Genomic DNA, 13,172 nt, shown 5'->3' on the forward strand with positions numbered 1-13,172 from the left:
CTCAGCTCCAGTTCCGCGCCTCGCGAAGAATTCGCACCGCCTTCGGACCGACGCCGTGCAATGCCAGCAACTCGGCGTCGGTCCATTCGGCAGTCTGGGCAAGCGTCGTGATCCCCGCACCGTGCAAAGCGCGGGTCGCCGGGCTGCCGATCGCCTTGGGCAAGTCGCCGACCTCCCCCGCCACCGCTGTTCCCGCAGCGGCCACCGGAGCCGCCAGCCGTTTCGGCGCCCGGGCCAGCCACGCCCGCCGCACCCAATAGTTGAGCTGCTGCCCGTTGATGTCCTCGATCGGCAACCGCACCCCAGCCCGGGCGACCCGGCGCGCACTCGGGTGCTGCCCGCGCATTTCGTCCACATCGGACGCAGTCATCCGGAGCACGACCTGCCGGTCCGGTCGCAGGGCAGCGAACTCCTTGCCCTGCACCGTGAACGCGACCGTGCCGTCAACGGCGAGCTCGGCCGTCTCCGGGTAGGACAGGGCGGTTCTGCGGAGCTGCGCCGGAGTCGTCATGCGCTCCAGGCTGGCACGACTGCGCCGCCGGGGCCATTTCGGCGCGCTCAGACGGTCTCGGCCCCGAGGAAGTCGAACACCGCCTCCCGCAGCTCCACCCCCACCAGCGCTCCGCGGTGATCCCCCGCGACCTGCCGCAACCGCGCCCCCGGCACCCGCGCCACCAACTGCTCGATCCCGTGCGCCATGAAGTCCTGCCGCCCCGCGAGGAACAACGTCGGCACCCGCGGCACCCCCGCCCCCGGATCGAACGGCTCGCTAGCCAGCCCCTCAACCAGATTCAGCAGCGACACCGCGTCCCCCGCCGCCGCCATGGCGGTAATCGCACCGGTAAGCGGATCATCAGGCGACGGTCCACCTTGGACAGCCTGACGCGCGGCCCCGAGATCAACCGCCGCGAACGGCTCCTGCGGACTCAACCCGCCCAGCACCAACCGCCGCACCGAAACCTTGGGATGCGACGCGAGGTCCCACGCCAGCCGCGCCCCGAGCGAATACCCGACGACGTCGACCTCCTCCGCACCAGCACATACCGCCAGCGCGTCCACCACCCGCGTCGCCGTGACCTCCGCGGCCTCAGCGACCTTGGGCCCGCCAGGATGCCCCGGCAAATGCACCACGATCGTCTCCCGCCCCGCGGCCGCCAGCGGATCCGCCCAGTACTCGGCAGGCCAATCAGAGGTCGCCGAAGACGCGAACCCATGAATCAGCACCACCGGGGGCCCAGTGACCGGCCGGACGGAAAGCGTGCGAATAACCGGAAACGCGGAAGTCATTCTCCAAGCGTAGACAAAACCCCGCACCCGGTCCAGCGTTCCGTGAGGGCCACCTTCAGAGACTCTGATTCCCTCAGGGTTCCCCTCACGACCAACCGCCGGACGCGAGGGGGTCCACCACCAAACCGCAGCCCGCGCACCCAACCCACCAAGCACCCACACCACCCCCGCACCCCGATACGAAGCCAAAATGCGGGCGGAGGGTGTTTGTCAAGGCATCTTTCCCGCCTTGACAAACACCCTCCGCCCGTCATCACAATCAGCTTCGGGGTGCCCGCCCACGCCCCGTGCGCAATGTCGCCGCCAGGCGACGAGCCGAAACCCCCGAGACCTCAATCCCCGATCCGAGCCATCAACCCGTCCACATAAGCCCGATACCGCCCCACGACCTTCCCCACCGGATGCATCAAACTAGTCACATTAGCCCCGATGGAAACCGCGATAATCTCATCCGCCAACACCCCGATCACCGGCTCGTCAACGGACTCCCCCTTCCCCCGAGCGGCAGCGATCCGCACAGTCAGCTCAGCCCGCCAGCTGTCCAGCAAATCCCGATACTGCCGAGCAAGATCCGGATTCGCCACGGAATGCTCCCACAGCACCAGCAACACCCGAGCCGACGCGATCTGATGCGCGTCCGTCGGAATCGCCGCCTCCACAAACCCCCGCAACGACTCCACCGGCCCCAGCGAAGGGTCCAGTTCGGACATCCGCTGCGAAGTCTCCTGCAGCACGCTCTCGAACGTCGCCGCGATGATGCTGTCCTTGCTGGGGAAGTAGTGCTTGAGGGCACCGTTCGCGAACCCGGCCGCGGTGACGATGCTGCGCATCGTGGCAGCCTCGAACCCGCCTTCGATGATCAGCTTTTTGGCGACCTCGACGATTTCCCGTCGTCGCTGATCGTGATCGATGACCTTCGGCATGGTTACAGACTCTAACTCGTATTCTCCCGCGACGGATGTGAGCCTGCCAGGCCGCCCGCGGGAGCAGTGCGGCCGGGAATGCGGGCACGGACAACCAGCCGCCGCGCCCCAAGGCGGCAGCCAAGAGAAGAAGGACCTACCCCAGTCCCAACCGAGCCGCCCGTCTCTCCGCCTGCCGGGCCGGATCGGCCACCGGGGCGGCCAGCAGCAGCCGCTGCGTGTACGGATGCTCCGGCGCGCGCGTGACCACGGCCGTCGGCCCGGATTCCACGATCTCTCCCTGGTACAGCACCGAAACCCGGTGACAGATCCGGTGCACGACCCCCAGATCGTGCGACACGAACAGATACGACACCCCGGTCTCGCGCTGCAGCTCCAGGAACAAGTCGAGGATCGTCGCCTGCGTGGTCAGGTCGAGCGCGCTCACCGGCTCGTCGCACACGATCAGCCGCGGGCGCCGGACCAGCGCCCGCGCGATCGCGATCCGCTGCCGCTGTCCGCCGGAGAACTCCCCCGGATACCGGTGCACCGCGTCGGCAGGCAAGCGCACCCGATCGAGCATGTCCGCGACCACCGTGCGGGCGTCCGCGCGCGAAGTCCCGGCCACCACCAACGGTTCGGCGAGGACTTCGCCGATAGTCATGGTCGGATCCAGCGACCCGTACGGATCCTGGAACACCACCTGGATGTCGCTCGCCAGCCGGCGCCGGACCGCGCCCCGCGCGTGGGTGATGTCCTCGCCGTCGAAGGTGATCCGGCCGGACTCCGGTGCGGCGAGGCCCAGCACGGCTTTGCCCAAAGTGGACTTTCCCGACCCGCTTTCGCCGACCAGCCCGACGCATTCGCCCGGCCGCACATCCAGCGAAATCCCTTTCAGCGCCCGGAAGCGCACCCGGCGGCTGAGCCGGTAGTCGACCGCCAGGTCCTCGATCGCGAGCAGCGGCGCACCGTCGGTCATCGCCCGGCCTCCTCTCCGGTCGCGTGGGCCAGACCGCGCCGTTCCCAGGCTTCGTCCAACTCGTCCCGTCCTTCGGTGTCGTCCAGCGACGCGCTGATCAGCTCGGCGGTGTAGGGGTCCTCGGGCGCGCGGAAGATCCGTTCCACCGGACCGGTTTCCACGATCCGGCCGTCCTTCATCACCACGACGCGGTCGCAGATGTCCGCGACGACGCCGAAGTTGTGCGTGACGATCACCAGCGCCATCCCGTATTCGGCCTGCAGTTCGCGCAGCAGCTCCAGCACCTCGGCCTGCACCGTCACGTCCAGGGCGGTCGTCGGTTCGTCGGCGACCAGCAGCGACGGCCGCCCGGCCACCGCGCCGGCGATCAGCACGCGCTGCGCCATGCCGCCGGAGATCTGGTGCGGGTAGCTCGCCAGCACCCGGTCCGGGTCGGTGAGACCGACTTGCAGCAGCACCTCGCGCGCCCGCTTCTTCGCCGCGGCCTTGTCCAGCCCGTGCACGCGGCGCAGCGGCTCGACGAGCTGGTGCCCGATCGGGTAACACGGGTCGAGGTTCGTCATCGGTTCCTGCGGCACGTACCCGATCTCGCGGCCGAGCAGTTTCGCTCGCTCCGCTGCTTTGCCGACCTCGCGGCCGCCGACCCAGATCCCGTCCGCGACCGCGGTTCCGCCCGCTGGCAAGAGGTCCAGCACGGAGAACACCGTCTGCGTCTTGCCGGATCCGGATTCGCCGACGATCCCCAGCACCTCGCCGGGAGCCGCGTCCAGCGACACCCCGCGCACGACCTCCTTGACGCCCTTGTCGGTCGCGTAGCCGACCCGCAGGTTCTCGATCCGCAGCGCGCAATCCGCCGCCGCGTGCTCGTGCGAGCCCGAAGCCGCACCCCCGCCCAGCGCATCCGGGGCAGGAGCCGCGAGCGCTTCCCGCACGCGAGCCCGGCCGCGCCGGGTCGGCTGTTCGGCGCGGACGCTGACCAGATCCGCCAGCGTCGAGCCCATGAAGGCCAGCGCGGCGATGGTCACGCCCAGCGCGATCGACGGCCACAGCAGGATCAGCGGGTACGTCAGCATGTTCACGAAGCCGTCGTTCATCGCTTGGCCCCAGCTGGGCGTGGACGCCGAGCCGATGCCGAGGAACTGCAGACCGGCCTGCATGCCGATGGCGAGCCCGGCGGTGAGCGCGGTCTGCACGATGATCGGCGCGTACACCGCGCGCAGCAGGTGCGTGCGCAGAATCCGCATCGTGCCGACACCGGCCACGCGCGCGGCGTCGATGTACGGCTCCCTGCGCACAGTCACCGCGCGGGCGCGGGTGATGCGGTAGTAGCCGGGGGCGAGGAACACGCCGAGCGCGATCATCAGCACGGTGAAGTCCTGGCCGGTGCCGGCCGCGACGACCAGCAGCACGATCATGCCGGGCACGGACTGCAGCGCGTCGCTGATCCACGAGCAGATCCGGTCGGTCGCGCCGCCGAAGTACCCGGCGACCACGCCGGTCGGGACGCCGAGCACGACGCCGGTGACGCAGGTGATCAGTCCGCCGTACAGCGTGGTCCGCGCGCCGTAGAGCAGGCGGCTGAAGATGTCGCGTCCGGCGGAGTCGCCGCCGAGCAGGTGCCCGTTGCCGGGTTCGGCGTGCGTCAGGGCGAAGTCGACGTGGTTCGGGTCGTACGGGGCCAGCCACGGCGCGAACACCGCGGCCAGCACGACGAGCGCGAACACGATCAGCGCGACGACCCCGACCGGGCGGCGGAAGTACCGCCGCCGCAGGGAAATCCGCTTCACCGGGGCGAGCGTGGCGGGGAACGGGGCAGCGGTCATCGGTCGCGCACCTTCGGGTTGACCCACCCGAGCACGAGGTCGAGCAGGAAGTTGACGATCACGACGAACACGACGGTCACCGCGGTCAGGCCGAGCAGCACCGGGATGTCCCCGATCTGCGACGCCGACTGCGTCAGGCTGCCGATCCCCGGCAGGTTGAACACGATCTCCACGACCACCGCGCCGCCGAGCAGTCCGACGAACATCAGCGCCAGCACGGTCAGCGCGGACGGCGAAGCGTTGCGCAGCACGTGCGTCGTGACCCGGCGCGACGACAGGCCGCGCGCCCGCAGTGTGCGGACGAAGTCCTGGTTGGCGACTTGGAGGAAGCCGTTGCGCAGCTGTTCGGCGATCATCACGATCGCGCCGAGCGACAACGAGATCGACGGCAGCGCGATCGACCGCAGCCAGCCGACCACCGACTGGTCCGGCGACACGTAGCCGACCGCGGGGAACCACTGCAGCTGGATGGCGAACCACGTGACCAGTACGAGGCTGACCCAGAACCCGGGCAGCGCGAACAGCACCACCGACGCGAGCTTCAGCACGCGGTCGACCACGCCGCCGGGACGCAGGCCACAGATGACCCCGACGAGCACGCCGAGGATCGCGGCGAGCAGCGTCGCGGCCACGACGACCGACAGCGTCACCGGCACGCGCAGCGCGATCTGTTCGCCGACCGGCTGGAAATTCCGCCAGGAAGTCCCGAAATCGCCGGTGGCCGCGTGCGACAGCCAGTCCCAGAACTGGACGAGCAACGGGCGGTCGTACCCGATCTGGGCGCGCAGCGCCGCCTGCTGCGCGGGGGTCGCGCTGTTGCCGAGCAGCCCGGCGGTCGGGTCCCCCACCGCCGTGTGCGCCAGGAAGAACGTGCCGCTCGTGACGAGCACGAGCAGCAGGATCCCGGACACCAGGCGTTTGACGATGAATGTGAGCATGTCGTTCGGCTCCTCCCCCGGGTCCCTCCATAAAGGACGGACCCGGGGACGACGGGCGCGTCAGCCGCGCTGGATGAACCGCAGCGTCGGGAACATCATGCCGGTGATCGGCGTGACGGTGATGCCCTTGACGCTGAAGTAGAGGTTGTCGGCCTGGTACCAGACGTTCCACCAGGCGAGGTCCACGAGCTTCGTGTTGAGCGCCTTGAGCGCCGCGGTCTGCGCCGGGCCGGGCTGGGCCTGCTCCGCCTGCTGCACGAGCGCCTTCACCTCCGGGAAGGCGTCGACCGACGGCTTCGGGTTGTACCACTGCGACGAGGTGACCTGGTCGGTCAGCGTGGCCATGTCGTTGCCGTCCATCGCGATCACCGCGAGGAACATCGGGTACGTCGGCGCGTTCTTCTGGTAGTCCGGCATCGACATGTTCTGCCAGTCGACCTTGATGCCCAGCTGCCCGAACGTCTGCTCGGCGGCGGGCTGCCACGCCTGGAAGATCGTGGACATCGGCATCTTCAGGCTGAACCCGCCCGGGTAGCCCGCTTCGGCGAGCAGCTGCTTGGCCTTGGCGAGATCGGTCTTGTACTTGCCGTTGCCCGCCGGGTCGTACACCTGGCTGCCGCTCGGCCACAGCTGGTCGGTGACCGTTCCGGCGTCATTGCCGACCGCCTTGAGGATCCCGGCCGCGTCGAAGGCGTAGGAGATCGCCTGCCGCACGCGCTGGTCGCCGAGCGCCTTCACCTGGCTGCCGGTGCGGTCCGCGAACTGCACGCCCACCCACGACGCCGGCTTCTTCGCGACGTTCCAGCCGTTCTGCTGTGCCTTCGGCAGGTTCGCCGCGTTGGCGAACTGGACGTTCAGCTGACCGGACAGCATCGCGTTGAAGCTGGCCGCCTGGTCGGTGATCGGGAACAGCCGCACGGTCGGGAACGGGTAGGTCGCGCTGTCCCAGTGCTTCGCGCGCTTCTTGAACACGTACTGCGACTGCGGCTGTGAGGACGCCTTGTCGAAGGTGTACGGGCCGGATCCGTCGGGGCCGTTGGCGAGCGAGTTGGCCTTGATCGCCTTGGGCGAGGCCATCCAGCTGCGCCCGAGACCCATGAAGTACAGCAGCGCGTCGTCGCGTTCGGACAGATGGAGCACGACGGTCGACGCGTCCTTCGCCTCGACGCTCTTCACGTCGGTGTAGGCCTGGCCGGACCGGGTGCCCGCCTTGAGGTGGTTGAGGTTCTCCACCGCCGCGGCGGAATCGAACTTCTGGCCGTCGTCGAACGCGACGTCCTCGCGCAGGTGCATCGTGAGGCTCAGCCGGTCGGCCGACCAGTCCCACGACTTCGCGAGCGCGGGGATCGGCTTGGCGTCCTTGTCCAAGGCGACCAGCGGGTCGTAGACCGCGGACAGGTACGGGCCGTCGAAGCCGATGTCGGCGTTGGCCGGGTCCCACGACGTCACGTCGAGGAACACGCCCGCCTTCAGCTCGTCGGTGCCCGCGCCCGCCCCGGTGGCGCCCGAGCCGGTGCATCCGGCGATCGCGAGCAGCGCCGCGGCGGCCGCCGCGAACAACGCCGCTGTCCTTGTCCTCGTCATTGAGTCCCTCTCTCAGGGTGCTGGACCGCCGGCGGGGTCGCTCGGCGCCCCGCCGGGAACGGCGTGCCTTCGAGTGCGGCCCGGCTCGCCGTGGTGCGGGATAGTCTACGATTGTCGGCTAAAAAATCAACGGGCCGGATGCGTTTGTTATCTCCCGGCCCCGCGGCCGTTTTCAGACGGCGTCGGCGACCAGAACGCGCGGGCTTCCGGGCAGTGCGAGAACATCGCATACGCGCCATCCTGCACCGTCCAGCCATTCGCGGACTTCCGCCTCCGGATAGACGACGGTTCCGTCGATCACGAAGTACTCCCCCGCGTGCAGCGCGTCGATCGGGCGCTGCCGTTCGTCGTCGTCGAGGAAGAAGTCCAGCAGCAGCAACGTCGCGCCGTCTCCGGCGGCGGCACGGGCGTTGGCCAGGATTTTCCGGTTCTGTTCCGCGGTGAACCGGTGCACTACGTGGTTCACCATCACCAGATCGTGCTCCCCGCCCGGTTCCGCGGATTCGGTCGGCGCGGGGTCGATGCTCGTGCGGTCCGCGCAGCCGGCCGCATTCACCGCGTCGGTGATCCCTTGCGTGGACTCGGGTCCGAAAACGAAGCGAGTGGCCAGTGCCGGATTCGCCCGCAACGCGCCGATCGCGAATTCCGGCGACAATCCGCCCAGATCGAGCATCGAACGGTACGGCGAGAAATCGAATGCGCGCGCGAGCATCGACGCGTGCAGCGAGTTGTAGCGCATCACGCCCGCCATGAACGTCGCCCAGCGGCCCTCGTCCATCTGGAGGTCGCCCGGTTTGCCACTGTCCACAGTGGCGTCGAACTGGAGCCAGTGGCCGTAGCTGATTTCGTTGAGGAAGGTCAGGAACGGTGCCAGATCCGTAGCGCCGTTCCCTCCCAGGTACTCCTTCGCGTCCTCGGCCAGCTCGTAGCGGCCGTCGGTGCGCTCCAGCAGGCCGCGCGCGTTCATCGCGTCGGCCAGGATCCGCGTCAGCTGCTCGCCCGTGCCGGTGGCGGCGGCGAGTTCCGGCGCCGTGCGCGGACCGTCGGCGAGCGCGCGGAACAGTCCGATCCGCGAGGCGGCGAACAACTGCTTCGCGCCCATGTACCCGATGGCGATGTCGACGATGCGGTCCGGCGCTGGTTTCGTCATGTGGCGGCTCCTCAGGGCGTCGGGGATGCCTCTCCGGGCACCCCGGGAAGCTTTAGTCTACGCACGTCGACAAAAAACACCAGCCCCTTCACCAGGTTCCGTCGGCGGCGACTTCGCGGTCGAGCCACAACTCCCCAGTCAGCTCGCGAATCCGGTCCGCGCCGACGCGTTCCAGCAATGCGATCGCGCCCGCGTTGTCCTCCAGCTGCGCCTGCCGCGACACGCCCACAAGCACGTTCGCGGTCGCGGGATTGGCCAGGCAGAAGGCAATTCCCAGCTGCGCGGGCGACGCTTCCAGCTCTTCGGCGATCTTCCGCACCGTCGGCCAGGCGGCGGCGATCTTCTCCCGGATGCCGCCGACGTCCGCCCCGATCTTGCGGCTGGGCTTCAGATTCCCGACCAGCAGCCCGCCTTCGAAAATGTCCGACGCCTGCAGCGTCAGCTCCCCGGAAGCGAACAGCGGCGCGTAGAACTCGCCCTCGGCCATCGACCGGCGCGCGAGCCCGTATTTGAGCTGTGCGAAAACCGGTGGCTCCAAACCACGTTTGCGCGCAATGTCAAAAGCTTTGCGGAGATCGTCAATCCGCCAATTGTTCACGCCCCACGCGCGGAACCGGCCAGCTTCGATCTGCTCGGCCACCTCCGCGACGACTCGCTCGAGGTCGATTTCGCCGAAGTAGTCGCCGACCACGACCAGATCTGCCGACTCGACGCCGACCCGCTCCAGCGAGGTGTTCATCTGCTGCGCGAAGCCGACGTTCGGGTAGTCCCAGAGCCAGAGTTTCCCGCAGTAGAGCCAATCTTGCCGAGCGAGCCCGGCTTCGCGCACCGCGCGGCCGAAGATCTGATCGGTCGTGGAGCCCTCGGCGTGCGGGCCCATGTCGTAGTGCGCGACGTCGAAGAAGGCGAGCCCGAGTTCGGCCGCGCGGGCGATCAGCGCCACCGCGTCGCCGAACTCCATCCGGTCCCAGGTGTTCCACGAGCCGAGCGACAACGCCGGCACGCGCGGGAACTCCGGGCCCAGTCCAGGTCGATCCGTCGCCACGATTCCTCCTGCGATTCAAGGGATTTATTTTCTACGCTTGTATACTATAAGCCCGCGTACCCCGCTCCCGGCGAAAGGAAACGACGATGCCCGCTGCCCGTACCGTGCTGATCACCGGAGGTGCCGGCGGCATCGGCCGCGCGATCGGCGCCGCCTTCGCCCAAGCCGGCGATTCCGTGGTGCTCGCCGACCTCGACGGCGCCGAAGAAGCCGCCAAACCGGTTGGCGGGCGCGGAATCCGGCTCGACATCACCGACGAGGCCGCGATCTCCGCGGCGCTCGACCAGCTCGGCCCGGTCGACGTCCTGGTCAACAACGCCGGTCTGCTGAGCGTCCACGGCCGACTGCTGGATCTCCCCGGCGCGGACCTGCTGCGCATTCTCTCGACCAACGTGCACGGCACGTTCCTGATGACGCAGCTGGTCGCCCGCCGGATGGTCGAACGCGGCGAGCCGGGAGTCGTGGTGAACCTGTCGTCGATCGGCGGACGGCAGCCTACGCCCGGAATGGGCGGTTACGAAAGCAGCAAGGCAGCGGTCGACGCGTTGACCCGCTGGGCCGCGATCGAACTGGCGGAGCACAAGATCCGGGTGAACGCGGTCGCGCCCGGCCCGGTCGCGACGCCGATGCTCGCCGCCGCCATGCCGCCCGGCTCGCCCGCGCATGACGCGTGGGTGGCGCGAATCCCGGACGGTCGAATGGCTTCAGTGGAGGACGTAGCCGCCGCAGTGGTGTTCCTGGCGAGCCCGGCCGCCGCCCACATCACCGGCACGAGCCTCCCCGTCGACGGCGGCCAGCTGCTCACCTGAGCCAGCCGTCTGTGAGGGGAACCCTGAGGGAATCTGATTCCCTCAGGGTTCCCCTCACAGACGTTACGCGGAGCGGTCGAAGACGATCTGTCCATCCAGGACAGTCAGGTCGATCTCCACCTCGGGCAACTCGGCGGGAGTCACCGCATAGGGGTCCGCGGACAGCACGCAAAGGTCAGCCGCCATCCCGGGCGCGAGTGTGCCCTTCCACGAGGCGGCACCGTCCTGCTGAGCCGGGTGCACGGTGTAGCAGCGAAGCAGGGTTTCCATCCGCTGTCGCACGTCCGCGGCCGGGCCCATCCACTGGTCCGCGGCGGCGATTTCCTTGCGCCAGTCCGGCGGCAGCACCGGCGCGTCGGAAGTCAGGCACAACGGGATCCCGGCGTCCAGCGCCTCCCGCAGCGGCCACGCGGCATCCGAACTGCCCGGCCCCATCGCCGCGTCGACCACCCCGGCGGTCCGCACCGCGATCCCGGCCTGTGCGGACAGCCCGACCCCCAGCCGGGCCATCCGCTTCAGCTGTGCCGCGCTCACCAGGTCGCCGTGGATGACGTAGTGACCGAGGTCGACGTCGCGTTCCTCCCGCGCCCGCTCGACCGCGTCCAACATCAGCTCGATCGCCCGGTCGCCGGTCGCGTGCACGCCGACCTGCAGTCCGGCCTCGTGCGCGGTGCGGACCATCCGGGTGAAGTTCTCCTCGCGTTCCGGGTCGTCCGCGCCGCCGACGAGCAGATGGGCGTGGCTGCCGTCGGCGTAGCAGTGGTGGGTGTAGGCCGAGCGCATCGGCGGGATGCCGTCGGCGAAGATCTTCACCCCGCGGAAGTTCAGCCGGCGCGGGTCGGCGCCCGGTCCGTCCACTGTGGCCAGTCCGGTGCGGAAGTTGTCGAACGTGCTCGGGCCGTCGAGTTCGCCGTACAGCCAGAGCGCGGTCACCCTGGCCCGCAGCAGACCTTCGGCGGCCAGTTCCCGGTACTGCTCGACGACGGACATGCCGAACGCGCCGATGTGCCCGTTGTCCTCCCCCGGGCCGAGGCCGGGTTCGGTGTAGCTCGTAATGCCCAGCGCGGCAAGGATTTCGCCCGCGCGGAGGATGGCCGCGCGGCGTTCGGCGGCGGTGCGCAGCGGCTTTTCCGGGCCGGGTCCGGGCGCGCCGTCGTCGGCGAACAGGGTGTCCGGCCACAGCGCTCCGAGCCAGGCGCCGTGCAGGTGCGCGTCGTTGATGCCCGGCAGGACCGCGCGGTCGCCGAGGTCGAGCACCTTGGTGCCGGGTCCGATCAGCTCCCGCACGTCCGCGTCGGTTCCGGCACGCAGCACGCGTCCGTCCCGCACGGCCAGCGCGGTCGCGGGCGCGGCACCGGCCATGGTGTGCACCGCCGCTGCCCGCAAGACGAGATCCGCAACTGAGGTCGGCACAGGCGCTCCTGGAGGGATTCGGGGACTCGACATTTTTGTCGACGTCCGTAGACTAACCCATCACACGGCCCTCCCGGGCCCGCCAGTCCCCGGAAAGGTTTCCCATGACCGTCCCGACTTCCACCCGCGCCGCGGTGCTGACCGAGCACGGCGCGCCGCTGGAGCTGACCGAACTCCCGCTGCCCGCCGAGCTGGAAGCCGGCGCGGCGCTGGTCCGCGTCTCGTGCGCGACACTGTGCGGCACGGACGTCGAGATCTGGTCCGGGAAGATGAGTTTTCCCGGCATGCTGCCGATGGTGCTGGGCCACGAAATGGTCGGCGAAGTGGTGGCCGCCGGACCGGACACGCGCGACGCGCTCGGCCGCGAGATCGCCGTCGGGGCCCGGATCGGCTGGTCGGAATCGACCTGCGGCGAGTGTTACGGCTGCACTGTGCTGCGCGAGCCGGTCGCGTGTTCCCGGCGCGGGTACGGCTTTCTGCAGCGGTCGGACGTCGCGCCGTTCGCGACTGCCGGATTGTGCGAATACGCCTACGTCGTCCCGGGCGCGGCCAAACTGCTGCTGCCCGCGGAAGTGCCCGACACCTGGGCCGCGATGGCCGGGTGCGCGGCGAAAACGGTGCTGCGCGCGTTCGACCGGGTCGGCGGCGTCCGGCCCGGATCTCGCGTGGTGGTGCAGGGATCCGGCGCGCTGGGGCTGTTCGCGACCGCCGTCGCGCACCTCAGCGGGGCGGGCAGCGTGATCACCGTCGGCGCTCCCGCGTCGCGGCTGGAGCTGGCGAAGGAGTTCGGTGCCGACGACGTGGTCGATGTCGCCGGAGGTTCGGACGCGATCGTCGAACGCGTCACCGAACTGACCGGCGGGCACGGCGGCGATCTCGTGCTGGACTTCGCCGGTGCACCGTCGATCGGCCGCGAGGCGGTCGCGATGGCGGCACAGCGCGGCCGGGTCGTGATCGTCGGCAGCACCGGCCCCGAGCCGACACTGGTCCCGCTCGGCACGGTGATGGGCAAGGAATTGACCGTCGTCGGCTCGCTCAACGGCGACATCGCCGATTACCACCACGCGATCGAGTTCTTCGGTTCGTTCGCTTCCCGGATGCCGTGGGACCGGCTGTTCGGCGGCCCGGTCGGACTGTCCGGCGCGAGCGAGCGGATCGAGGCCATGCACCGGCTGGACGAGACGAAAGCCGTCGTCGACCCCCGGCTTCCCTGATCGTCCTTTCCCCTTTACGAGCCAAGGA

12 protein-coding genes are annotated in these 13,172 nt (G+C 69.4%); 2 read left to right on the forward strand and 10 right to left on the reverse strand.

The features are described 5' to 3' along the window. Nucleotide 1: 1 nt before the first annotated feature. From ACZ7SW_RS07910 to ACZ7SW_RS07950, 9 genes are all read right to left on the reverse strand, one after another. Nucleotides 2–511 carry a hypothetical protein gene (locus tag ACZ7SW_RS07910; RefSeq protein ID WP_470229634.1) on the reverse strand — a complete coding sequence of 170 codons (510 nt, stop codon included), beginning with the start codon at nt 509–511 and terminating at the stop codon, nt 2–4. Nucleotides 512–558: 47 nt separating this feature from the next. After that, nucleotides 559–1,287, reverse strand: coding sequence for an alpha/beta fold hydrolase (locus tag ACZ7SW_RS07915; protein ID WP_470229635.1), 729 nt, complete (start codon nt 1,285–1,287; stop codon nt 559–561). A gap of 332 nt (nt 1,288–1,619) precedes the next feature. Continuing rightward, nucleotides 1,620–2,210: a TetR/AcrR family transcriptional regulator gene (locus ACZ7SW_RS07920; RefSeq protein WP_470229636.1), complete on the reverse strand. Its 591-nt coding sequence runs from the start codon at nt 2,208–2,210 to the stop codon at nt 1,620–1,622. A gap of 136 nt (nt 2,211–2,346) precedes the next feature. Then, nucleotides 2,347–3,168: an ABC transporter ATP-binding protein gene (locus ACZ7SW_RS07925; protein ID WP_470229637.1), complete on the reverse strand. Its 822-nt coding sequence runs from the start codon at nt 3,166–3,168 to the stop codon at nt 2,347–2,349. Then, nucleotides 3,165–4,991 carry a dipeptide/oligopeptide/nickel ABC transporter permease/ATP-binding protein gene (locus ACZ7SW_RS07930; RefSeq protein WP_470229638.1) on the reverse strand — a complete coding sequence of 609 codons (1,827 nt, stop codon included), beginning with the start codon at nt 4,989–4,991 and terminating at the stop codon, nt 3,165–3,167. Before ACZ7SW_RS07930 ends, ACZ7SW_RS07925 begins: the two co-directional genes overlap by 4 nt. Next, the gene (locus ACZ7SW_RS07935; RefSeq protein WP_116198683.1) at nt 4,988–5,929 is read right to left on the reverse strand and encodes an ABC transporter permease; all 942 of its coding nucleotides are present in this window, start codon (nt 5,927–5,929) and stop codon (nt 4,988–4,990) included. The genes ACZ7SW_RS07930 and ACZ7SW_RS07935 overlap by 4 nt, the downstream gene beginning before the upstream one ends. 60 nt (nt 5,930–5,989) lie before the next feature. Next, nucleotides 5,990–7,513 carry an ABC transporter substrate-binding protein gene (locus tag ACZ7SW_RS07940; RefSeq protein WP_470229639.1) on the reverse strand — a complete coding sequence of 508 codons (1,524 nt, stop codon included), beginning with the start codon at nt 7,511–7,513 and terminating at the stop codon, nt 5,990–5,992. 172 nt (nt 7,514–7,685) lie between these two features. Further along, complete coding sequence (locus ACZ7SW_RS07945; protein ID WP_470229640.1) at nt 7,686–8,663, reverse strand: methyltransferase family protein; 978 nt, start codon at nt 8,661–8,663, stop codon at nt 7,686–7,688. Nucleotides 8,664–8,751: 88 nt separating this feature from the next. Beyond that, nucleotides 8,752–9,708: an aldo/keto reductase gene (locus ACZ7SW_RS07950; protein ID WP_470229641.1), complete on the reverse strand. Its 957-nt coding sequence runs from the start codon at nt 9,706–9,708 to the stop codon at nt 8,752–8,754. 86 nt (nt 9,709–9,794) lie between these two features. Between ACZ7SW_RS07950 and ACZ7SW_RS07955 the strand changes: the two genes are divergently transcribed. Continuing rightward, on the forward strand, nt 9,795–10,517 hold the full coding sequence (locus ACZ7SW_RS07955; RefSeq protein ID WP_470229642.1) for an SDR family NAD(P)-dependent oxidoreductase: 723 nt from the start codon (nt 9,795–9,797) through the stop codon (nt 10,515–10,517). 63 nt (nt 10,518–10,580) lie between these two features. Here ACZ7SW_RS07955 and ACZ7SW_RS07960 read toward each other — a convergent pair whose 3' ends face one another. Then, entirely contained in the window at nt 10,581–11,930 is a 1,350-nt protein-coding gene (locus ACZ7SW_RS07960; protein ID WP_470229643.1) for an amidohydrolase, read from the reverse strand. 104 nt (nt 11,931–12,034) lie between these two features. Here ACZ7SW_RS07960 and ACZ7SW_RS07965 point away from each other — a divergent pair, with 104 nt between their 5' ends. After that, a complete protein-coding gene (locus ACZ7SW_RS07965; RefSeq protein ID WP_470229644.1) occupies nt 12,035–13,144 on the forward strand; it encodes a zinc-binding dehydrogenase in 1,110 nt (369 codons plus the stop codon). The last annotated feature ends 28 nt before the right edge of the window (nt 13,145–13,172 follow it).

It is taken from the genome of Amycolatopsis sp. NPDC114484 (assembly GCF_055633755.1).